The following is a 21,824-nucleotide window of genomic DNA, read 5'->3' as shown; positions in this document are numbered from 1 at the left end:
CGTCAACAGCTAAATGCATTTTTCTTTTAACTTTTGTATCAAGCAGTCAAATAAAAAACAATATGCACAAATGCTAGACAAATTATGCAGTAAACCAATTCACGCAAGAGGTTAGCGCATTGAAAAAAGAATTGAGATTTTCGTTAACTGGTTAACATTCTCAACATTTTTATTAACAACTTATTCAAAGAGACTTGAAATCAGAACGTAACCCTCGCACCCTATGATAAAAATGCTGGAGGAAGGCACAATGAATATTATTTATTATCATCCTTTTTTTGACGCAGAGACATGGATTAACGGTATGAAGGCGCGTTTGCCGAATGCCAATATACGCATTTGGGAACCAGGCGATAATCAACCGGCTGATTATGCTATGGTTTGGCTTCCTCCTTATGAAATGCTGGCAAGTCGCAATCACCTAAAAGGTATTTTTGCATTAGGGGCAGGCGTTGATGCTATTTTAAAACAAGAACAACAAAAGCCTGGCACATTACCAACAGGCGTTCCTGTTATGCGTTTGGAAGACACCGGAATGGGACTCCAAATGCAAGAATATGCAATTGCGAAAGTGATGTATTATTTTCGTCGTATGGATGATTATAAACGTCAACAATCACAACGTTTATGGAAACAGCTTCCTTCTCACTCTTATGATGATTTTGTGATTGGTGTTTTAGGTGCAGGTGCTTTAGGCGGGAGTGTCGCGACTAAACTCGCTGAACTAGGCTTTAAAGTGCGTTGCTGGAGCCGTAGTGAAAAGCAAATTAAGCATGTTGAAAGCTTTTATGGTAAAGAACAACTCAATGGCTTCCTTAAAGAGTGTAATTTACTGATTAACTTATTGCCTTACACACCAGAAACTCATGGCATTTTGAATTTTTCTCTTTTTGAACAACTTAAACCTTCTTCTTATTTAATTAATCTTGCTCGTGGTGCACATTTAGTTGATCAAGATTTATTAGAAGCAATAGACCAAGGATACATTGCTGATGCAACTCTTGATGTTTTTGCTCAAGAGCCTTTAGCGGGAATGCACCCATTTTGGACGCACCCTCGTGTTTCTATTACGCCACATATTGCTGCTTTTACCATTCCGAATATTGCCATGGATACGATTGTTGAAAATATTCAGCGAATTGAAAAAGGAGAGGTACCTTTGGGTGTGGTTGATATGAAGAGTGGTTACTAAGTCTATTTTATTTATATTTTAATTTTAGATAATAGGCGGTAAATTTTAGTTTGCTGCCTATTTTTTGTCTGGACTCTCAAAAAAAGGTACTTTTTTTTAATTTTTATATATTGTCATAAAAATCTGGTTGTAAAAAGATATCGTTTGCAGATTATCTTATTGATTATTGCTTCATGATTTGAAAACAATGAGGCATATATGACTAATAAAGTAGAGATTATTCCTAGTAAACTTATACCTATAGGTGATTTTGATAGAAAAAAAGAAAAATATCCAGTAGAAGGATTGGCTAATAGTAATAACATTTATCATAAAAATAATAATAAACAGAAAGAAGAAAAAGATTTCATCCTAAATAATGCAAATAACTATGTATACTTAGGATCAACAAATACATCTTTACTTAATAATATGGGGATCACACTTTCAAATGATGGCTCCTTGACCTTAATTAAAGGTAAAACATATGACTTATTTGCGGGGTTATATCAAAAACACTTTAAAGGAGGATTTAAATATAATCTTTTTAATATAGAGTCTCAAAATGGTGACAATATGAAGTTTAAAGAACTTTATGTTGATCATAATGGTTTTTTGATTGGAAATAAATGTAGCAATATAGATAATAGTAGTGATCTCTACAAAATTAAATTTAACAAAGTAGAAGAAGAATATAGTTTAAATGATATCTCATCAAATGCTATTAGTAGTAACTTTGTTGTTGAATATGAAAAATATATAGTTGATGATAATCTAAAGCAAGATTTATCAAACATTAATAATGTTGTGGAGTTAAAAGAAAATAATATAATTAAAATTAATCGTGAAGGATTAGATTTAACCATTAAGCTTAAAGATAATGCGCTTTATGCTCAAGGACTACCTAATAAAATTTCTTCTGGAGATCAAGTTGATGGAGCTTCCATAGAAATGGAAGAGTATAAAATAAAAATTCCATTAAAAGATACAGATAAAATATTAGCAATCAAACCAATATTAAATAAAGTACAGCTCGTTGTAGATAAAGGAAATAAAATAAAAATATATTATCTTGACCCTTTGAATATTTTTGCGATTAAAGATTATCAATATGAAGTTACTCGTTTAAAGCAAGAACCTCCTTTATCTTTTTACTCAATGGTAGGTGAGAATAATTATAAAAATTATCATTCAGGACAACCATTTTCTACTCAAACAGTTGGCAATTTTAGTAGCCGAAATATCCCTTTTTTCTCTTCTTTTATTGATAATGCTCGGTTAAATATTAATAAAGCAAAAGAGCAATATGCATTAAAAGAATATAAGACAATGATGAAAAATATTGTAAAAGCTGTTGATCCTGGATTTAGAGGATTATTTTATAATATAAAGCAACTTATTAACTCTTCGACTTCTGCATATAACAGTAAGCCGATGGCATTATATGGCATTAAAGAAAACATAGGGAAAAGCTATGATGTGTTAAATCGTGCTGTTAAAGGTGTAAAAAATGGTATAACACAAGGCGAGGTGATTTATTCATTAGTTAAGTCTCTAAAAGATAAAGAAAATATTACCATTAATCACCATAATGATGTTCGAGCCTTCTTTGGTATTAATGCTTTTCAACTGCTAAATAATATAGGGGTTAACGCTTTTCTATTAGCTTCTTATGTAAAATCGCACTCTATTACATTATCAAAAAGTGAAGATAATAAGATTAATTTCTCTTTTATTAATAATAAGAAGAATCTTTTGATTGCCGGTTTATCAGCGGGGATTGGTGGATATGAAAAAAGATGGGATTTAGGAAATGTTGACTATGGTTTTGTTACTCCTGTCATGGCAAGTGCTTTATTAGGTGCCACTTACGCTAAAAAATCTAATTTCTCATTTAGCCTTGATATTAATGAGATCCCGAATTTTATTAATCAAGGATTAAATCAAAATGAAAATGAATTAATCAATAATTCTACCCTTGAAATTAATCATGATATAAGTCTTTCGTTAGGAACGGAGGTAAGAAGTGAAGCCAGTTTTGATGTTGATGTAATGATTAATCCCAATATGGAGCTCACCGTACCCAGAAATGCTATTGGTATAAACTTCATTTTCAATTTATTAAAATTAAATTTAAATATTAATAAATTTATCGATTATGGTAAAAGCGATGTGACAAAAAAAACAAAAAGGCTTGATCTCGATTTATTAGAACTTGGTGTTGATATTTATCGTGATTTAAAATTTACGCCTTCTACAAGCAATTCTGATAATGTTATTCAGTGGTATCCATTAACATCTGTAAAAGATTTCGAATTAATGGTAAAAAAAAGAATAAATAGCTTGTTAAGTTTTACACTTTTTAAAAGTGAGAAATTAATAAGCGCAGAAAAATTGGATCAAGATAAAAAAAACATAAAAGGAATTTATAAAAGAGTATTAAAAATAAATAGATTATTAGAAAAATATCCAGAGAAATATCATCTGTCTAATAGTATCTCTAAATTAGATAGTATTTATTTAAATTTATCATCAGATAAAAAGGCAATGAATAAATTTAAAAATAATACTAATAAAAATTTAATGACTGCTCCATTTCAAAGTAAAGAAGATATTTTTCAGGCTCAAATAACAAAAGAAAATAGGCAATATAACATTGATCGTTTTTTATTCTCATTAAGGGAAAGAAAAGAGACATTGTCTTCTCAAACAAAAGATAATATGAATGAAAAATTTAAGCCTTATTTTACAGCAAATTATCAGTTAAATAAACAGGGGCGTTCACTGCGTTCTAATTTAGAAACTGAAGTAAATAATTTTGTTGAAGAGAGTAGAAATTCTGAACAGATTGATTTAAATAAAGTCAAAAAAGATCTGGATGGTTTATATACTAAATATAAACAGCAGTTTGCTCATGTTGAATATCAAATTGCTTCTACAGATATTATGTCTGTTAGTGAACTTTCGTACAAAAAGAAGACATTACCGACAGGATTTGTGCGATTAGGAAATAAAAAAGCGATTACACATACTCAAGTTAAAGGGAATATTAATTATATTTATAATGAAGGTGAAGAGAGTGTGGATAAAATATTGATAAATTATTATTACTAAACAAATCATTCATTTTGCTTATTGTTAATGTGATGCAACTTATAAAATGCCCCTTATAAAAATGAGGCTTTTAAAAGCATCAGTAGTGTTAAATCTTGTTCTATCTTTTATTTTTGATTTTTATCAGATTTATCTCTGATTAATTGATATTATCGAAAAGATAAGTTTATTAAATTGTCATTTTAGCTAGCTTGGTGATATAAAGTAATTTCCCATGTTTATCAGACAATATACCTAATGAATATAGCAGAACTTCTTGAGCAAATAGCAGAGAAAGGATGGTGTGTATGGGATGATTTCCTTACACCAGAAGCTGTTCAACAACTACGCACTTGTTTTGGTGATAATGCGCAACAAGCTCGTATTGGTCGTCATGAAAATCGTCAAGCAGAAACAACAATACGTAGCGATAAAATAAGTTGGCTAGAGCCAGAAATGGGTGAACCAGTACAACATTATTTAATGCAAATGGAGTCTATTCAACGTGCTGTTAATCGAGAATTTTATTTAGGGCTTTTTGAATATGAAGCACATTTTGCGTGTTATGAAAAAGGAGCATTTTATAAAAAACATCTTGATGCTTTTAAAGAAAATGTGACTCGACGTTTAACTACAGTGTTATATCTTAATGAGGATTGGACAACCGAAGATGGTGGCGAGTTAGTTATTTATGATTTAAAGGATAATGAACTTGCGACAATTGCACCCAAAGGAGGGCGTTTAGTTATTTTCCTTTCAGAACAATTCCCTCATGAAGTGCTTCCTACTAATAAAGAGCGAGTGAGTATTGCCGGGTGGTTTCGTGTCAATGGTGTAAGAGATAATTTTCTTGATATTGCAAGTTAACTAATGCAACAAAAATGCTGTTGTCATAAAAGAGTTTTAAAGTTGTTATAATAAAACTGTTTTAAAAGATAAGTAGCATGGGATTAGGCGCGTTTCTTATATTAAGCAAAAGCTTAATTATTAAGAGCGCGCTTTTTCTGTTTTAAAAGCTCCCTTTGGTTAAATTAATACTTATAATCATAAAAAAGAAAAAAGTTGATTTTCTTGTCGTTAAACGCACAATAACGCGAAACTTTTTAGGATAAAAAATACAATGAATGAATTCTCAATAGTTTGCCGACTTTTAGGCACATTATTTCAACGTGACCCAAATGATCCTATTTTAGCGCCAATTATTAAAATGATAGGTGAAGGAAAGTTGAGCCAGTTATGGCCATTGGAGCAAGACGAATTATTTAACACATTAAAAAATAGTGTCAAAGATTTGGCTATTGTTGAAGCGGATCACCAATCTCTTTTTGGTGGAGTGACTCCCGCTGTATCTATTTATGCTCATGATTATGAAAAAATCAAAGAAGACGATGTTCGTCAATTCTTAGTTGCAAGAGGTATGCCTGTTACTGATAATGCAACAGACAGTTTTGGTGCTTTATTACTTGCTGCGTCATGGCTGGAAGATAATTCAGCAGAAGATGAAGTATTAGCCCAAATACAGCTATTTGATGAATACTTATTACCTTGGGCAGGGGCATTTCTTGGTAAAATAGAAGCTCACGCAACAAGTGGTTTTTATCGTACATTAGCCGCAATTGCGCGTGGTGCGTTATCAGCATTACGTGAAGAGCTTTCTGATGATGGAGAGGGTGAAGGTACCGAAGCAGAGTAATGTCTTATTTTCTTTGCAAAGGGATTTTACTATTCATAAAAAAGGCAAACCATTAGGTTTGCCTTTCTCATTAATGTCGATAAATATTTTTAATCAACACACGTAACTATTAGAGTTGGATCACGAATTTACCCGGTTTAACTTCAATGCCTTTTGCCAGTTTAAATGCCGCAGCTTCAGCACTATTTTTCTCAGGATCAAGGACATAAACAGGGTGATTATCAAAATACGTTGCAATGGTGGTATCTAAATAAGGTTTTAATGCTACAACGACAGCATCCATTTTTTCTGGTGATACTTTATAGCTATCAATAGTCATGTCCTTTATATATATCGCACCTTGATCGGCTTGATAAGAAGGTTGACCTGATAATGTAAGATCAACTTTGGCACTTGTTTTACCAAAAAATGAATTAATTTTTAGATCGGCAGTACCTGAAAGGTTAATTTTACCCGGCTCTGTACGACCAATTTGGATTGAAAGATTACTTAACTTAATATCAGCGGAGACAACCTCATCTTCACCAATGTGTTTTTGAAGATTTGTTTTTTGGCTAATATAGTCATTAATCAAATTTTCACTTACATCAAATTGCTTTAGCTGATCACAACCCACGATAAAGCTTGTTAGTAATAATATGGTTGTTAGAAAAATAGCTTTCATAAACACTCCTTGATCATTGATAACTAAAAGTTTACCTGATATCTAAGGAGTAAGCATGGCTGTTTCTATTTTTTTACGATTAAATTGGCGGTGTAGTGCGTAAAGTGTTATTAATCCTACTGTACCTAATAAGAACCAAGGTAATTCAGGCATATCAAATTGGTTACCTAAATCGTACATCCATCCACCACCGGTATATCCGATTGCGCCACCAAAGGCTAAACCTAAGCGACTAAATCCCATATAACTACCACGAGCGCGAGGATCAGCCAGTGAGGCACTTAATGTTTCACGTGCAGGCTCTGCGGTGATCGTGCCGAGATAAAATAAACCAATAATTAAGAAAATGCCTTGTAATGAATGGATCATTCCAACAGGAAACATACTGATGCTCATTAAGAATAATCCGGCCATTAAACGTTGTTCCAATTTGAAACGTTTTTCACTCCAGCGCGCAATAGGATAGAGCAAGGTTAAAGAGAGTAATGCTTCAATGGCATACATCCATTTTACTGCAGTCGGAGTACCTGCAATATCGTTAACGATAATAGGGAACATCAACATGACTTGAACAGACAATATAAAATAGCCTGTTAACGTTAAGACATAACTGACAAAGCGTTTATCCAATAATACGCGATTTAGTCCTTCTTTAATCGGTGTTCTGGTTGTAGATATGCGGTAAGCAGGTAGTAACCAAGCATTAAATAAAGCAGCAATAACAAAAACACCTGCACCAACCCAGCACACTAAATGAAAATCATATAATAATAACCAACTACCAATCAGCGCCCCAATAACGGCTCCTGCACTATCTTGCATTAATAATAAAGAATAAAAACGGCCACGTTCATAAGGTCTGGTTAATTTAATAACTAGTGCTGTACGAGGTGGATCAAATAACGTTCCCCCTAATGCAGATAAAATGCAAGATAACCAAAGTATCCACGGTTGATCTGCCATTGCCATTAAAGCAAAACCTAAAGCACGTAATAACATTCCAGTTATTATCATTGGTTTTGCACCAAAGCGGTCTGCGATGGCGCCACCAAAAATACCTAGGCCTTGCTGGACTAATTGTCTAAGCCCTAATGCAAAACCGACAATAACACCAGCCCAACCTAATTGTTCGACGAAACGGATGGAAATCAGAGGAAAAACGACGAAAAAACCCAAGACAACTAACATATTGTCAATTAGGAGGAAATATTTACCCAAGGTACGGGCTTGTGTTACCAGTGCCATTACTCACCATCAATAAGCAAATAATTTAAATAAAATAAGGGGGGAACGAAATAATTTATTTCTTCGACTATTCTGTCTCTAAATGTGCATAATTCATAGTAAATTAAAGATGATATTTTTTTATTAAGGTTAGTGGCAGAATAAGAAGAGTTACTTCAGAATTAGACTTATTTATATCAAAGGATAATGGGATCGCAATGTTTGGTTATCGTGGTGGAGTTCCTAAAATTCGTTTCGAAACGACAAGAATGATAATTCGTTTAGCGTATGAACGAGATGCGGAAAGGTTGGCTGATTATTATACATTAAATCGTCGTTTTTTAATTCCATGGGAACCATTAAGAGATAAAACACACTATTTGCCTTCCGGTTGGGAACATCGTTTGCAATATATGAACGAATTACATCGACAAGAAAGTGCATTTCATTTTTTGTTGTTAACACCAACGGAAGATGAAATTATTGGTGTGGCTAATTACAGTAATGTTATGCGCGGTGCCTTTAATGCCTGTTTTTTAGGTTATTCTGTAGGTGAGAAATGGCAAGGTAAAGGTTATATGTCTGAGGCATTAACTGAAACGTTACGTTATATGCAACGCCAACAAGGTATGCATCGTATTATGGCGAATTATATGCCTCATAATTTACGCAGTGGTAATTTATTGGCAAAACATGGTTTTGAACGTGAGGGTTATGCAAAAAATTATCTGCAAATAAACCAAGAATGGCGTGATCATGTATTAACCGCATTAACAACACGAACGTACTTCAAACGATAAATAGCCTTTATTGTTAAGGATAAAGCACTGTTTATAATTATAGTGATACCTTGTTTTTTCAGTGCTTTTAACCAATATATTGATGCCAATAGTGATATTGAATTTGCCTTTAGTTGATTTTTTTCAACATATAATACCAGTGTTGAATATGAAAAATAGATTGTGTCAGGTGCGATGATTCTTTTCTCTCAATATAAAATCCATCTTTTTGGTATAAATAAAGAGCGCCTTTATGATGAATATCCACATAAAGTGATAAATATATTTTTTTCAGAATATTTTTACTGTATTGCGTTACCCATTGAAGTATTGCATAAGCGATACCATGGCCTTGATAAGTGGATAAAACAGCAATATGAGCTAAATAAACTTCATTTTCTTTTGGCGTATAATCAAATAATGAAAAGAAAATTTTTTGCTTAATATAATGGGTAATGCCATAGCGCCAATAATTAGAGAAGGGTGTTTTAGCAAAAGAATTTGACATAAATTGAGTTTCTTTTGTGACTAAACAAAATGTTGCAATTATCTTTTCATTCTCGGTGACAACAAATTGTTGGCTATTCTTTTTACGCGCTAGCGTATTCCAAATGGCTTCTAATTGCTGACGTTGGTTAGGATTAGTGCTATCAATATTAAAAGCATTCAATTTAAAATGAAAGGCTTGTGCAAACAATTGAATAATTTCAGGAATATCTGAAGGCTCTGCAACACGAAGCTGATAATGTTCATTAAGTAATTGCATGATATCGTTACTCTGCAATAATAGGGCTAACTTTTAGACTGTTTGGTCTATTTTATTCTAGACTAATCAGTCTAATTTATTTTGTCCAGAGATTTTTAGGTTATGAACAAGACAGCGACTGAAAAACAAAAAGCAAAAATGAAGCACATAATTGATGCTGCGATGCGTTGCTTTGCCGTAAAAGGTTTTCATTCCACATCAACAGCAGAAATTTGTCATGAAGCAGGGATGAGCCCCGGAAATGTATTTCATTATTTTCCCAATAAAAATGCGATTATTGAAGCTATTGCGTTAGATGATGCACAGCTTTTTGATGAGATTTTTTGTCGTTATGAAGCGCAAGAAGGGAGCGTTCAAGCAGTTATTGGTTTAATGATAGAGATTATAGCGCTTTATAATCATCCAGAATACGCGCGCATTAGTATTGAGATTTTTGCTGAAGCTTCACGCAATGCGAGTATTCACGAAATTTTCATTGAAAATGAAAGAAACAATAAACAACGTTTGATTGCCATGTTAGAAAACGGTATTAAAAAAGGGCAAATTGATCCGCGATTAGAGCCAGAAAAAATCGCCACATGGTTATTTGTGATTGCAGATGGTTCTATGGGGAGAAATATTATCGATCCTGAGTTTAATGAAGGTGATAATCAAACTATGCTAAAAATGATGTTGAGAAAAATATTAGCTAGGTCATAAACCATAGGTGTTTTTCTCTTATTGGAATTAGCTAAAAGTAAGTTGAAACTGTTTATTTTTAGCCAATTGATGATTGATTTTTCGATGTTAGAGACGGAGTATAGTCCCTTTCTTTTTATTCCATTCAACAAAAATTAGAATAACTTTATGAATTTACTTAAATCACTGGCCGCAGTGAGTTCCATGACTATGTTTTCACGGGTCTTAGGATTCATTCGTGATGCAATCATTGCGCGTATTTTTGGCGCAGGTATGGCAACTGATGCTTTTTTTGTTGCGTTTAAATTACCGAATTTACTTCGTCGTATTTTTGCAGAAGGGGCATTTTCTCAAGCCTTTGTGCCAATATTAGCTGAGTATAAAAGTCAGCAAGGTGATGAAGCAACACGTACTTTTATTGCTTATGTTTCAGGTATGCTAACACTGATCCTTGCTGTCGTTACGGTAATTGGTATTATTGCTGCACCATGGGTCATTTATGTCACAGCGCCAGGTTTTAGTAGCTCACCAGATAAATTTCAACTTACGACTGATTTATTACGAATAACCTTTCCTTATATTTTTCTTATTTCTTTGGCTTCATTAACGGGCTCTATTTTAAATACATGGAATCGTTTTTCAGTACCTGCTTTTGCACCAACATTACTTAATGTCAGTATGATATTTTTTGCTTTGGTTGTTGCGCCTTATTGTAATCCACCAATTATGGCATTGGCATGGGCGGTTGTTGCTGGAGGAATATTACAACTTGGTTATCAATTACCGCATTTGAAAAAAATAGGTATGCTTGTACTACCTAGAGTCTCATTTAAAAACAGTGGTGTTTGGCGTGTTTTAAAATTAATGGGGCCTGCTATTTTAGGTGTTTCAGTTAGCCAAATATCTTTAATTATCAATACAATTTTTGCTTCTTTCTTAGTGTCAGGGTCGGTTTCTTGGATGTATTATGCTGATCGTCTAATGGAGCTACCGACAGGTGTGTTAGGGGTTGCATTAGGCACTATTTTATTACCTTCATTATCGAAGAGTTTTGCTAGTGGTAATACTGAAGAATATAGAAAATTGATGGATTGGGGATTAAGGCTGTGCTTTTTATTAGCACTACCTTGTACGATTGGTTTAGCTGTATTATCAGGGCCGTTAACGGCATCTTTATTCCAATACGGTAATTTTAATGCTCATGATGCGTTAATGACACAACAAGCGTTAATTGCTTATTGTGTTGGGTTGATGGGGCTTATTATCATAAAAATCTTAGCGCCTGGTTTCTATTCTCGTCAGGATATTAAAACACCTGTAAAAATTGCTATCGCAACATTAATACTGACACAATTAATGAATCTCGCATTTGTTGGTAGCTTAAAACACGTTGGCCTTGCACTTTCGATTGGTATTGCAGCTTGTTTTAATGCCTCTATGCTATTTTGGCAAATTCGTAAAAAAGATATTTATCAACCTTTGGCGGGATGGCCAGTCTTTTTATTAAAACTAACAATAGCGTTGGTGGTAATGGGGGCTGTGTTAGTTGGAATGTTATGGATCATGCCAAGCTGGGATATTGGAAGTATGCTTATGCGTATTTTACGTCTATTACTCGTCGTTGTGGTTGGGGCTGGCAGTTATTTTGTGGCCTTGTATGTATTAGGTTTTAGACCTCGTCATTTTTCATTACGTGCTTTATAGTTCATAAAATATGCTCCCTGCTTTTTGTATAAAAGCAGGGAGGTTTAAATTAACAATATTTTTATCAGTGCTAATCCTCTCATTTAGAACCTTTCTCTATTTCTAGACTATTTATAATGCAACATTGATCACATTTTTGGTATTTAGTTAGATTAGATCTATGTCGTCGTAAAAGAAAAATAGAATAAAAAAACGCGGAAAATTTTTTTCTTCATTATTTTTTTATTAAATTTTTTTTCCAATTTCTGAATGATTTATACAGTTTTTCGGCATTGAAAAGCACTTTTTAAGCCTAATACATAAATTAATTTAATCATTATTCATACCGAATATCTTTAGACAATTTGTTTACCTATACTGTCATTCTACATAAAGTAAAAAAATAGACGCTATATTCTAAGCACTTACGGTTTGACGAATTATCTTTTTTTAGATAAACTCTCTGGTGTTGTTTAGGTTTAAAAAATGACACATCTGTTAAATATTTCTTACTTAATGATGAGATATTACAAATATTTCAAAATATTGCAGTATATTTTAAAATATTTGATTTTTTTGATTTAAGACATATTATTATTTCTTTGTTCAGGTAGATTAACCGTGACTGTAAAGTTATTTGCTTGTTATCGTTCAGTACTACTGAAAGTGATCATATCTATTTTGTCTGCGCTTCAAATAGGTAATACGATTGCTGGGGATAAGCAGTAAACAATAAGTCGCGTGAATAATGAAATTAATATTAAATCTATTATTAATAGATAATTAGATTACTGATAATTCGGTATGGTACACTAATTATTGTTTTCATTTATCCGCCATTGTTTTCTGTTTTTCCCTCTCTTTTCAAATCCTTCGCAATAGTTCTTATTTTTTTCATTAATAGCTCAATAACTCAAATATTTCTCCATATGTTCGCTATACTCAAGGCAGTTATAAACTATTAGATATTTCTAGTTTAAAGACTACTAAATAATCAATTAGATGGTTTTTAGTAAAAATAAAAATAAAAGAGTGTCAAGGAGCTACTATGAAAAAAGCAATTATCATTTCTGTATCATTAGCTACGTTATTTCTTGCAGGTTGTACTGCTGATGGAAAAATTAATACTTCAAAATTAACGCCAGTTAACTGTGTGGGTGTGTTTGATAAAACGAATGAGCAACTGTCATTTACAGCTAAAGACGTTAACGACCGCTTTTATAGCCCAAGCAAGCCAATAGATAGTGTTGATGGTTGGATTGAAGCAAAAGACATCAGAGGACTCTTGTGTCAGGATGTTATAACGGCTAATGAAGATTAATGACTAAGTAGCATTGGAAGTTCGATTGAGTGATTGTTTGAAGTGTTTTTTAGCTATATCAAATAAATAATGAATGTATAAAAAAACCGATGGTTAAATGCCATCGGTTTTTTGTTTCTGTAATTTGCGAGCTTAAGCTGATTACATTCTATCGACCGTTTCAATCCCTAAAGTATCTAAACCTTGTTTTAAGGTTCTCGCGGTCAAACGAGCTAGTTTTAGACGGCTTTGGCGAGTGTTTTCATCCTCAGCAGATAAGATAGGGCAGTTTTCATAAAAACCAGAGAAGGTTTGCGCCAGATCGTAGAGATAAGCACACATCACATGAGGAGTTCCTTCACGAGCAACTTGCATGATGGTCTCATCAAATTGTACTAAACGTAATGCAAGTTGTTTTTCATGAGATTGCGCTAATGTGATCGGCTGAGTTAATGTGTTTTCATCAATTTCAGCACGTTTAAAGATTGAAGCAACGCGAGTATAAGCATATTGCATATAAGGTGCGGTATTACCTTCAAAACTTAACATCAGATCCCAATCGAAGATGTAATCTGTAGTGCGGTTTTTAGATAAGTCAGCGTATTTCACAGCACCAATACCGACAACGCGAGCAACATTATTTAATTCGTCTTTATCCATATCTGGATTTTTTTCAGCAATTAATGTACGGGCTCTTTCTTGCGCTTCATCGAGTAAATCTGTTAAACGGATAGTACCGCCAGAACGTGTTTTAAATGGACGACCGTCTTTACCTAACATCATGCCGAACATATGGTGTTCAAGTGACATTGAATCAGGGATATAACCTGCTTTACGGACAATTGTCCATGCTTGCATTAAATGCTGATGTTGGCGAGAGTCGATATAATAGAGAACGCGATCAGCATGTAGATTTTCGTGACGATATTTAGCACAAGCAATATCAGTTGTTGTATAAAGGTAGCCACCGTCTTTTTTCTGAACGATAACTCCCATAGGTTCGCCTTCCTTGTTTTTATATTCATCAAGGAAAACAACCGTTGCACCTTCACTTTCTACAGCAAGGCCTTTTGCTTTTAGGTCAGCAACAATGCCAGGTAACATTGGGTTATAAAGGCTTTCACCCATAATGTCATCTTCGGTTAATGTGACGTTAAGACGCTGATAAGTCACTTGGTTTTGTTGCATTGTGATATCAACAAGTTTGCGCCACATTGTACGGCAATACTCATCGCCGCCTTGTAATTTCACAACATAATTACGCGCACGCTCTGCAAAGACTTCATCTTCGTCATAGCATTTTTTTGCTTCACGATAGAACTCTTCGAGATCAGATAACGCCATATCAGCGGCATTTTCGTTTTGTTTTTTCTCTAAATACGCAATTAACATACCAAATTGCGTACCCCAATCACCGAGGTGATTAGCACGAATAACGTTATGGCCTAAGAAAGATAATGTACGCGCACTTGCATCACCAATAATCGTAGAGCGTAAGTGGCCGACATGCATTTGTTTTGCAACGTTTGGAGAAGAATAATCAATAACAATAGTTTGAGGTGTAACAGATGTTACGTTCAGATGTTCATCGACTAATGCGTCTTCTGCTTGCTTTGCAACCCATTGTGGCGATAAGAAGATATTGATAAAACCAGGACCCGCGATTTCAACTTTATCTGCAATACCTGTAATATCAAGCTGTTCCAGAATTTTCTCTGCGAGTTGTCGGGGTGGGATCCCCATTTTTTTTGCTGCTCCCATGACACCATTTGCCTGATAGTCACCAAATTGCACTTTGGCTGACTGGCGGACAAGGGGTTCGCTATCAGCGGGTGCGCCAGCAGCACACATTGCCACACTGATTTTTTCTGAAAGAAAAGCCTGAATATTCACCGGGTTACCTTAAATTATTGGGAAAATAAAACCTGACGACAAAAGCCTGACAGGTTTATTATAAAGAATTAGGATTAACCTTGAATTTATAACATATTCCGGCTAGAACATGCTACCATCTGCACCTTATCTTTAAGATTTTTTCTCTGTTTTTTCATTAAGGTTACTCAAAATGGCGTTATTTTCTTCAATCCCTCAATTAAATGATTTAACTCACGAGCTTCCACAGTTTGAAGAAAAAATGACACAGTTTGCCAATCAGTTAGGTTTAAATTTCACACTTTATCTTATTGACCATATTTCGTTACGTTGTCACGATTTAACATTGGCTGAACAATGGCGAAAAGGGCTTAGTCAATGTGGAAAGTGTATTTCTGATAATATTATTAACGGACGCCCAATTTATCTTTTTCAATTAGAGACGCCATTAACGGTTTTAAATCAAGCTGTTTCCATTGTTGAATTACCATTCCCCACCCATAAAATATATAAGTACCAAGGTTGGGAGCACATTGAGCAAGTGATCCCTGTTGAGCCTTCTGATTTAGTTAATAACGTTATGTCATTTTTACCATCTCCTTTGCCAGAGGGTATTAGCTTAAAAATCAGTGAACCTAAAGGTGAAAAAGAACGTTTGCCCAATCCCACGGTGGCTATTTCTAATAGTAAAGTGACAGTGAAATATCATCCTTATTCGTTACTTGAAATTGTAGAAAGTGAGTGTTGAACGACACTTTCAGAAAATAGTTTGCTTGTGTCAGCACAAAACTCTGATAGTGGAATTGAATGAATAGAGATATTCGACAACTATTGTTAGTAATCGCTGAGAAATGATATTTATTTTCTGATTACTTTCTGTATTAAGGATAAAGAGGGATGATATGGCTACGTTGGAGATTTGTTGTTTTGGCGCAGAGTGTGCGCTGGTGGCAGAACGAGCAGGTGCGGATAGAATTGAGCTATGCACCAGTCCATCAGAAGGTGGCATTACGCCAAGCTTTGGAATGCTAAGACAAGTCAGAGATCTGGTTCGTATTCCCGTTCATCCTATTATTCGCCCTCGAGGGGGAGATTTTTGTTACACACAAGCTGATTTTTCGGCAATGAAAAATGATATTAGCCTAATTCGTGATATGGGGTTTCCAGGCGCTGTTGTTGGCTTATTAAATGAAGAAGGACATATTGATTTGCCTAAAATGGAAATTCTAATGGAGCTTGCTGGCCCTTTAGCTATTACTTTCCATCGTGCTTTTGATATGTGTATTAATCCATTATTAGGGTTAGAACAACTGACACAGTTAGGTGTTTCTCGTATTTTAACATCAGGCCAGCAGGCAAATGCGGAATTAGGTTTACCTTTATTACGAACATTAAATGAAAAAACACAAGGTCCCGTCATTATGGCAGGAGCTGGCGTAAGATTAAGTAATATCCAAAAATTCTTAGATGCAGGTTTAAAAGAAATACATAGTTCTGCGGGTAAGGTCGCACCCTCAACCATGATTTATCGTAAAGCGGGTGTCACAATGAGCTCAGACAGTGAAGTTGATGAGTTTACCCATTATTGTGTGGATGAAGATACCGTTGAAGCAATGAAAGATATTATGAGTATTTATACGCCATTAGCTTCTTAGTTTTAATTAGCTTTAGTGACAGATTTTAAAACTGCGCCTTTTATAGCGCAGTTTTTTTATGCAATCTCATCTAATACTAAGGTATGTGTTATACCGCAACGTTCAACAAAGGCTTCATCATGGGAAACCAGTAATAATGTACCTTGATATTCAACGAGTAAATTTTCCAATAATTGTTTGGAGCCAATATCAAGGTGGTTATCTGGTTCATCAAGCAATAATACCGCAGGAGGAATAGGACTGTGTGTTAAAGCTAATAACGTTGCTTTTAATTGTTCGCCACCACTTAGTTTTTCTAGAGGAAGTAATGACTTATCACCTCTGATCCTTAACATACCCAGCCGTGTTCGCCATTGCTCGATAGAAATAGCGGGTTGATATTGGTGCAGTGCCTGTGCAACAGGCAATTTCTTATCAAGTAAAGCAAGATGCTGATCAAGATAACAAAAGTCTTTATTAAGACGAAACTCACCAGAGAGTGGGCTAAATTGTTGGATCAGACATTTTAATAATGTCGATTTTCCACATCCATTTTTACCTTTAATATGCCAATGCTCATTACTGTAAGCTGAAAATGAAATAGGGCGCTGATAACCATACGGAAGCTGAAGATTATCTACAAATACATTTAAACGATACCCATCACTTTGGTAATTCAATACCATTTTTTGCTGATGAACATGCACTTTTTCTTCATCAACACCTTGTTTTTTAGATTGCATATCTTCTATTACACGCTGATGACGTTTTGCTACAGCCGATTGGCGTTGCTCTGCTCTATTTTTTTGCATATCTAGCAGAAGTAGGCACTGAGAGCCACTTTGTCTGATTGATTCACCTTGGCGTTTACGTTGAGTTGCTTTTTGCAAGGTGGCTTGTTGTTGGCGTTTTTCATTTTTAATTTGGCTGTTTAGTCGATCACTTACGGCTTCCAACGATGCAATTTCTGTGCTTTTTTGTGTTTCATATAAAGCATAATTTCCACCATATTCAGATAAACCTTTTTCACTTAACTCTAAAGTAGTGTCGGCATAAGTGAGTAAATTTCGATTATGACTAACAATAAGAGAGCCAGCTTTGTGCTGAGCCAACTGTTTTATTAGCCACTGTTGTCCTTGATAATCAAGATGATTATCTGGCTCATCTAAAAGTAGAAAACTTTCCTCGCATAAAAAAGCGCGACAAAGTGCTAAACGTGTTTGTTCTCCGCCACTTAAATTCGCAATAGGGGTATCTAATACGACAGGGAGTTGTGCTGAATCTAATAAATTCTGCCACGTAACAGGAAGCTGCCATTTGCCATCAAGTAACTCAATATCTTCTAATGTCGCAATACCTGCATCAACGCGTTGGAATGCATGATAAATTTCATGAATATCTAACGCTTGAGCAAGAGTATCACCTTGTAACCTGGTTAATTGATCAACGTGAACAAAAGGCATATTCCAATCAACTTGCCCAGATGAAGGCGTTATTTTTTGTGCCAATAATCTTAGTAGTATGGATTTTCCTTTACCATTATGGCCGATTAATGCATTTTGCTGACAAGCCAACGAACGAGTTAATGGTGGAAAAAGGCGCTCTTGATTAAATTCGATAGTAAGTTGTGAGAAGTGGCAGGCTATTGTCATAGTAATACCTCCTAAGCGAAATAGGTGGCAGACAGCCGAGATCTTTTTCTAGATGCGACGAAATAAATTATTGTCTGCCAGTAACAGAAAATGAATACCAAAAAGGTATTTGAGAAATTTTCTGGCAGAATTTAGTTCATCGTAGGGAAGTGCCTTTTTAAAAAGAGAAGTAATTGGATAGATAACACGCGTATTTAAGCATGAATAAAGATGAACAACAAGCAACAAGCGCCGAATAAGATTATCTGCGTGTGGTTCTTATTTTACGAGCTTTTATTTTGAACATTATGCGTTTATAAATTGATAATATATTAATGTAGGTAATGCAAGCTAAAGGTATACCATAAAATAGAGTGCCGTAAGCCATGCCAATATGTGGAACATTAAAATAATCGCTGTGTTGTGGAATTAAATAAAGATAGTCAATTTTATTTAAATATTGGGGCGTTAATCCACCATAAGGGACTAAAAACTTAAAAATCATGACAGAAAAAAGGCATAGCATAAAATTTAAAACTAATAGTGCAGAATAGAATAAATTTTTCCCCATTTCTTCTTTAGTTTTTACTTGGTAACCATTGATAATTCGATTGGCAACAATCACAGCATAGAGCCAAATAATCAGGTTTTCATCACCCATAATCATACTATTAATAATAAGTGCAAATATTCCATAAAAGGGAATAAGGGCAAATATAAGCTTAGTACGAGCAAATGCAGCCATAAAAACACCTGAGTGCACGAGAATAAACTCAAATAAAAATAAAACGGTTAGATTATAAATTGTTTGAACTGAGAAATGTTCAGGAAACCACCAAACGGTAATAATAAAAGCGATATATAAAAGTTGTGTGGTGTAGTCAAATAATGAAAAAAAGAATTGTACCCCACGTTGTAATGGTGTTAGTGGGAGACATTTTGCTGGTGTGGTTTCTACAAAGGACGAAAAAATAGGATCATCATATTGCTGACGCTTATTCTTTTGTAAAAGAGCGTGTTGTTTTTTTTGTGTTATTTCCTTTTGGGTTGCAACTTTGCTCTTTGGTGTCTTTGCCATAATTTTCTTTAATCGTTCATTTGCAAATAAGAGGACGTATAAGATGTCTTTAATAAAAAAACAAGATGAATATTATGGAAGAAAGGGATATTTAATAACTTGATATCCCTTTAGATCACAATAAAAAATTAAGGCTTAGTGGCAATTAATATTGCACGCTTAGGCGCTGGATAACCTTCAACCGTTTTTGTTTTATCATCAGCATTTAAGAACGCATCTAATGAATCTGTTATCATCCAATCTGTTTTACGTTGTTCATCTAGAGAGGTTGTGTTTTCATCGACAATACGTACATCTTTAAAACCACATTTTTCTAGCCAAACCTTTAGCATTTTTGCTGATGGAATAAAGTATACATTACGCATTTGTGCATAACGTTCACCTGGGATCAGGCATTGAAATTCATCACCATCAACAACGAGGCTTTCTAATACTAATTCACCGCCCGAAACCAATTGATTTTTTAATTGCCATAAATGATCAAGCGGTGAACGACGATGATAAAGTACGCCCATTGAGAATACGGTATCAAAGGCTTTTAATTCTGGCATTTGTTCAATACCAACAGGAATTAAATGTGCACGTTGATCATTTCCTAATAATTTTCTGACAGCTTCAAATTGGCATAAGAAAAGTTGAGTAGGGTCGATCCCCACAACAAACTCAGCCCCTTCACCTAGCATTCGCCACATGTGATAGCCACTGCCACAACCTACATCCAACACTAAACGGCCTTCGAGAGGGGAAAGGTGAGGTAAAACACGCTCCCATTTCCAATCTGAGCGCCACTCTGTATCAATATCGACCCCATAAAGAGAGAAAGGGCCTTTTCGCCATGGCATTAAGGATTTCAGAATATTATTTAAACCCAGTTGTTCGCCTGCACTTAATGTAGGTGTTTTATTGGCAATTACTCCATTTTTTAAATCAAGTTCTGTAGGGATTATTTCTGGCAAACCATCGAGCATTCTTTCCCATGAAGAAAAGTGACCGTGTAACGCATTTGAGCGCCATTCTGATAATTGAGCCGGTAATGTATCTAACCAATGAAATAAGCGCTCATCTTGCGCAATAAGTTGATAGAACGAGCTAAAATTAATCATTAGTTATTGCCTTTAATCGCTAAAAGAGAGCCAAAATTAAAACATTGGAACCAAACTTCTGCATGAGGGAAACCTGCATTATGTAAGCGAGTTTTATGGGTTTCGACTGAGTCTGTCAGCATAACATTTTCTAACATGCTACGTTTTTGGCTAATTTCTAATTCGCTGTAACCGTTAGCGCGTTTGAAATCATGGTGCATATTAAACAACAATTCACCAATTTCGTTATCTTCAAAACTGAATTTTTCAGAAAGCACTAACACACCACCAGGGTTAAGGCCTTGGTAAATGCGGTTTAATAATATTTGTCGATCACTCGGTGCTAAGAATTGTAAGGTGAAGTTAAGCACTACCATTGAGGCATTATTGATCTCAATATCAAGAATATCACCTTCGATAATATCGACGGGGGTATCTGCTTTATAGGCATCAATATGGCGTTGACAACGCTCTACCATAGCTGGTGAATTATCAACACCAATAATTTTGCAGCCTGTCACACTAATATTGCGGCGCATAGAAAGGGTTGCTGCACCTAAAGAACAGCCTAAATCATATACTTGGCTATTGGGTGTAACAAAGCGACCTGCAAGCATACCGATCATAGAGATGATATTTGAATAACCAGGCACTGAGCGTTTTATCATATCAGGAAATACTTCAGCGACTTTTTCATCAAAGCGCCAGTCACCAAGGTTTGCAATAGGTGTCGCAAATAAGCTGTCTTGTTGTGATGATTTTGAATTCGACATAACTAAAATAGGTTTAAGGAATAAAAGAAGCAAGCATTCTACCAGAAGCGACGGTGCTCACAAAGTTGCATTATTTAGAAAGAAATTGGAAAAAACAAATAAACCTTTTTGATACCTTGCCGTTATTAGACACAACAGCAAGGATGTCGGTTTTGATCATGGATGATCATGTTATTCCCGCGAGGACTTAGTAATAAAAGGAAAAGATTTGTATCCAAGGAAGGAAATAAATATTAGCAATGATCATCAATACCATTGATAAATAAGTGGCAGCCATGCCTGAACGACGCCAACGAAGTTCACGGTGTTTTAATCCATAAGAGTGTAAAAAGCGACCTGCGATTAAAATTGAGCCACAGATGTGTACCATCCAAACAAAAGCACCATTCATTTCCATGACCAGTAATAAGATCATAGAAATAGGAATATATTCTACCGCATTGCCGTGAACACGGATGGCTGTTTGTAATTCATAAAAGCCACCATCACCATAAGCAACCCGATATTGTGTTCTGAGTTTTACAACATTGAGGGACAATTTAATCAATAATAGTGCGCCCAGTACGATATAAAGCGAGCTAACCATCTTTTCTCCATTGCCAAAGCCAAAAAACGGCGAATTTAATGATAAACCTCAAAGCGACTTCTGTCGCTATAAATAATTATTATTAATTAATTGTTTGGGGATTAGCAAATCCTTGAA

19 protein-coding genes are annotated in these 21,824 nt (G+C 34.8%); 10 read left to right on the top strand and 9 right to left on the bottom strand.

What is annotated here, in order from left to right; genetic code table 11:
- Positions 1-250 precede the first annotated feature (250 nt).
- The 4 genes from ghrA to ABN080_RS04195 all read left to right on the top strand — a co-directional run bounded on the left by ghrA (position 251) and on the right by ABN080_RS04195 (position 5,957).
- On the top strand, positions 251-1,192 hold the full coding sequence (gene ghrA / locus ABN080_RS04210; protein ID WP_196554164.1) for a glyoxylate/hydroxypyruvate reductase GhrA: 942 nt from the start codon (positions 251-253) through the stop codon (positions 1,190-1,192).
- Between the two features lie 198 nt (positions 1,193-1,390).
- Positions 1,391-4,285 carry a hypothetical protein gene (locus ABN080_RS04205; protein WP_349440450.1) on the top strand — a complete coding sequence of 965 codons (2,895 nt, stop codon included), beginning with the start codon at positions 1,391-1,393 and terminating at the stop codon, positions 4,283-4,285.
- A gap of 237 nt (positions 4,286-4,522) precedes the next feature.
- A complete protein-coding gene (locus tag ABN080_RS04200; protein WP_349440449.1) occupies positions 4,523-5,131 on the top strand; it encodes a 2OG-Fe(II) oxygenase in 609 nt (202 codons plus the stop codon).
- Between the two features lie 253 nt (positions 5,132-5,384).
- On the top strand, positions 5,385-5,957 hold the full coding sequence (locus ABN080_RS04195) for a TorD/DmsD family molecular chaperone (RefSeq protein ID WP_349440448.1): 573 nt from the start codon (positions 5,385-5,387) through the stop codon (positions 5,955-5,957).
- Between the two features lie 109 nt (positions 5,958-6,066).
- Here the strand turns inward: ABN080_RS04195 and ABN080_RS04190 are convergent, their stop codons facing one another.
- Positions 6,067-6,621 carry a lipoprotein gene (locus ABN080_RS04190; protein WP_196554168.1) on the bottom strand — a complete coding sequence of 185 codons (555 nt, stop codon included), beginning with the start codon at positions 6,619-6,621 and terminating at the stop codon, positions 6,067-6,069.
- A 42-nt stretch (positions 6,622-6,663) separates the two neighbouring features.
- On the bottom strand, positions 6,664-7,866 hold the full coding sequence (gene mdtH / locus ABN080_RS04185; protein ID WP_072068226.1) for a multidrug efflux MFS transporter MdtH: 1,203 nt from the start codon (positions 7,864-7,866) through the stop codon (positions 6,664-6,666).
- Positions 7,867-8,063: 197 nt separating this feature from the next.
- Here mdtH and rimJ point away from each other — a divergent pair, with 197 nt between their 5' ends.
- The gene (rimJ, locus tag ABN080_RS04180; protein WP_072068225.1) at positions 8,064-8,645 is read left to right on the top strand and encodes a ribosomal protein S5-alanine N-acetyltransferase; all 582 of its coding nucleotides are present in this window, start codon (positions 8,064-8,066) and stop codon (positions 8,643-8,645) included.
- Positions 8,646-8,754: 109 nt separating this feature from the next.
- Here rimJ and ABN080_RS04175 read toward each other — a convergent pair whose 3' ends face one another.
- Positions 8,755-9,390 (bottom strand): GNAT family N-acetyltransferase, encoded by a 636-nt coding sequence (locus ABN080_RS04175; protein WP_349440447.1) that lies wholly within the window; start codon positions 9,388-9,390, stop codon positions 8,755-8,757.
- A gap of 102 nt (positions 9,391-9,492) precedes the next feature.
- Between ABN080_RS04175 and ABN080_RS04170 the strand changes: the two genes are divergently transcribed.
- The 3 genes from ABN080_RS04170 (at position 9,493) to ABN080_RS04160 (ending at position 13,072) form a co-directional block, all read left to right on the top strand.
- Positions 9,493-10,089, top strand: a complete 597-nt coding sequence (locus tag ABN080_RS04170; protein ID WP_349440446.1) for a TetR/AcrR family transcriptional regulator — start codon at positions 9,493-9,495, stop codon at positions 10,087-10,089.
- Between the two features lie 147 nt (positions 10,090-10,236).
- Complete coding sequence (gene murJ / locus ABN080_RS04165) at positions 10,237-11,772, top strand: murein biosynthesis integral membrane protein MurJ (RefSeq protein WP_196554172.1); 1,536 nt, start codon at positions 10,237-10,239, stop codon at positions 11,770-11,772.
- A gap of 1,027 nt (positions 11,773-12,799) precedes the next feature.
- The gene (locus ABN080_RS04160; RefSeq protein ID WP_072068221.1) at positions 12,800-13,072 is read left to right on the top strand and encodes a hypothetical protein; all 273 of its coding nucleotides are present in this window, start codon (positions 12,800-12,802) and stop codon (positions 13,070-13,072) included.
- 141 nt (positions 13,073-13,213) lie between these two features.
- Here the strand turns inward: ABN080_RS04160 and argS are convergent, their stop codons facing one another.
- Entirely contained in the window at positions 13,214-14,944 is a 1,731-nt protein-coding gene (gene argS, locus ABN080_RS04155; protein WP_349440445.1) for an arginine--tRNA ligase, read from the bottom strand.
- A gap of 172 nt (positions 14,945-15,116) precedes the next feature.
- Here argS and ABN080_RS04150 point away from each other — a divergent pair, with 172 nt between their 5' ends.
- Both ABN080_RS04150 and cutC read left to right on the top strand, forming a co-directional pair.
- Positions 15,117-15,671 carry a VOC family protein gene (locus ABN080_RS04150; RefSeq protein ID WP_349440444.1) on the top strand — a complete coding sequence of 185 codons (555 nt, stop codon included), beginning with the start codon at positions 15,117-15,119 and terminating at the stop codon, positions 15,669-15,671.
- 154 nt (positions 15,672-15,825) lie between these two features.
- Positions 15,826-16,578 carry a copper homeostasis protein CutC gene (gene cutC / locus ABN080_RS04145; RefSeq protein ID WP_072068218.1) on the top strand — a complete coding sequence of 251 codons (753 nt, stop codon included), beginning with the start codon at positions 15,826-15,828 and terminating at the stop codon, positions 16,576-16,578.
- A 56-nt stretch (positions 16,579-16,634) separates the two neighbouring features.
- On the opposite strand, the gene ABN080_RS04140 is transcribed toward cutC, so the two are convergent.
- The 5 genes from ABN080_RS04140 to ABN080_RS04120 form a co-directional block, all read right to left on the bottom strand.
- Positions 16,635-18,209, bottom strand: coding sequence for an ATP-binding cassette domain-containing protein (locus ABN080_RS04140; RefSeq protein WP_349440443.1), 1,575 nt, complete (start codon positions 18,207-18,209; stop codon positions 16,635-16,637).
- 241 nt (positions 18,210-18,450) lie between these two features.
- A complete protein-coding gene (locus ABN080_RS04135; protein ID WP_349440442.1) occupies positions 18,451-19,266 on the bottom strand; it encodes a hypothetical protein in 816 nt (271 codons plus the stop codon).
- Positions 19,267-19,394: 128 nt separating this feature from the next.
- The gene (gene cmoB / locus ABN080_RS04130; RefSeq protein ID WP_349440441.1) at positions 19,395-20,369 is read right to left on the bottom strand and encodes a tRNA 5-methoxyuridine(34)/uridine 5-oxyacetic acid(34) synthase CmoB; all 975 of its coding nucleotides are present in this window, start codon (positions 20,367-20,369) and stop codon (positions 19,395-19,397) included.
- A complete protein-coding gene (gene cmoA / locus ABN080_RS04125) occupies positions 20,369-21,121 on the bottom strand; it encodes a carboxy-S-adenosyl-L-methionine synthase CmoA (protein WP_196554179.1) in 753 nt (250 codons plus the stop codon). The genes cmoB and cmoA overlap by 1 nt, the downstream gene beginning before the upstream one ends.
- A gap of 187 nt (positions 21,122-21,308) precedes the next feature.
- Positions 21,309-21,707: an MAPEG family protein gene (locus ABN080_RS04120; protein ID WP_023582071.1), complete on the bottom strand. Its 399-nt coding sequence runs from the start codon at positions 21,705-21,707 to the stop codon at positions 21,309-21,311.
- Positions 21,708-21,824: the final 117 nt, after the last annotated feature.

It is taken from the genome of Proteus sp. fly-1089 (assembly GCF_040138965.1).
Taxonomy (GTDB): Bacteria; Pseudomonadota; Gammaproteobacteria; order Enterobacterales; family Enterobacteriaceae; genus Proteus; species Proteus vulgaris_B.
This window is presented reverse-complemented; position numbering and strand designations above follow the sequence as displayed.

Excerpts from the sequence above, each read along its gene's own strand:
- ghrA (WP_196554164.1), top strand. The coding sequence starts at position 251 with ATGAATATTATTTATTATCATCCTTTTTTTGACGCAGAGACATGGATT.
- ABN080_RS04205 (WP_349440450.1), top strand. The coding sequence starts at position 1,391 with ATGACTAATAAAGTAGAGATTATTCCTAGTAAACTTATACCTATAGGT.
- ABN080_RS04200 (WP_349440449.1), top strand. The coding sequence starts at position 4,523 with ATGAATATAGCAGAACTTCTTGAGCAAATAGCAGAGAAAGGATGGTGT.
- ABN080_RS04195 (WP_349440448.1), top strand. The coding sequence starts at position 5,385 with ATGAATGAATTCTCAATAGTTTGCCGACTTTTAGGCACATTATTTCAA.
- ABN080_RS04190 (WP_196554168.1), bottom strand. The coding sequence starts at position 6,621 with ATGAAAGCTATTTTTCTAACAACCATATTATTACTAACAAGCTTTATC.
- mdtH (WP_072068226.1), bottom strand. The coding sequence starts at position 7,866 with ATGGCACTGGTAACACAAGCCCGTACCTTGGGTAAATATTTCCTCCTA.
- rimJ (WP_072068225.1), top strand. The coding sequence starts at position 8,064 with ATGTTTGGTTATCGTGGTGGAGTTCCTAAAATTCGTTTCGAAACGACA.
- ABN080_RS04175 (WP_349440447.1), bottom strand. The coding sequence starts at position 9,390 with ATGCAATTACTTAATGAACATTATCAGCTTCGTGTTGCAGAGCCTTCA.
- ABN080_RS04170 (WP_349440446.1), top strand. The coding sequence starts at position 9,493 with ATGAACAAGACAGCGACTGAAAAACAAAAAGCAAAAATGAAGCACATA.
- murJ (WP_196554172.1), top strand. The coding sequence starts at position 10,237 with ATGAATTTACTTAAATCACTGGCCGCAGTGAGTTCCATGACTATGTTT.
- ABN080_RS04160 (WP_072068221.1), top strand. The coding sequence starts at position 12,800 with ATGAAAAAAGCAATTATCATTTCTGTATCATTAGCTACGTTATTTCTT.
- ABN080_RS04150 (WP_349440444.1), top strand. The coding sequence starts at position 15,117 with ATGGCGTTATTTTCTTCAATCCCTCAATTAAATGATTTAACTCACGAG.
- cutC (WP_072068218.1), top strand. The coding sequence starts at position 15,826 with ATGGCTACGTTGGAGATTTGTTGTTTTGGCGCAGAGTGTGCGCTGGTG.
- ABN080_RS04140 (WP_349440443.1), bottom strand. The coding sequence starts at position 18,209 with ATGACAATAGCCTGCCACTTCTCACAACTTACTATCGAATTTAATCAA.
- ABN080_RS04135 (WP_349440442.1), bottom strand. The coding sequence starts at position 19,266 with ATGGCAAAGACACCAAAGAGCAAAGTTGCAACCCAAAAGGAAATAACA.
- cmoB (WP_349440441.1), bottom strand. The coding sequence starts at position 20,369 with ATGATTAATTTTAGCTCGTTCTATCAACTTATTGCGCAAGATGAGCGC.
- cmoA (WP_196554179.1), bottom strand. The coding sequence starts at position 21,121 with ATGTCGAATTCAAAATCATCACAACAAGACAGCTTATTTGCGACACCT.
- ABN080_RS04120 (WP_023582071.1), bottom strand. The coding sequence starts at position 21,707 with ATGGTTAGCTCGCTTTATATCGTACTGGGCGCACTATTATTGATTAAA.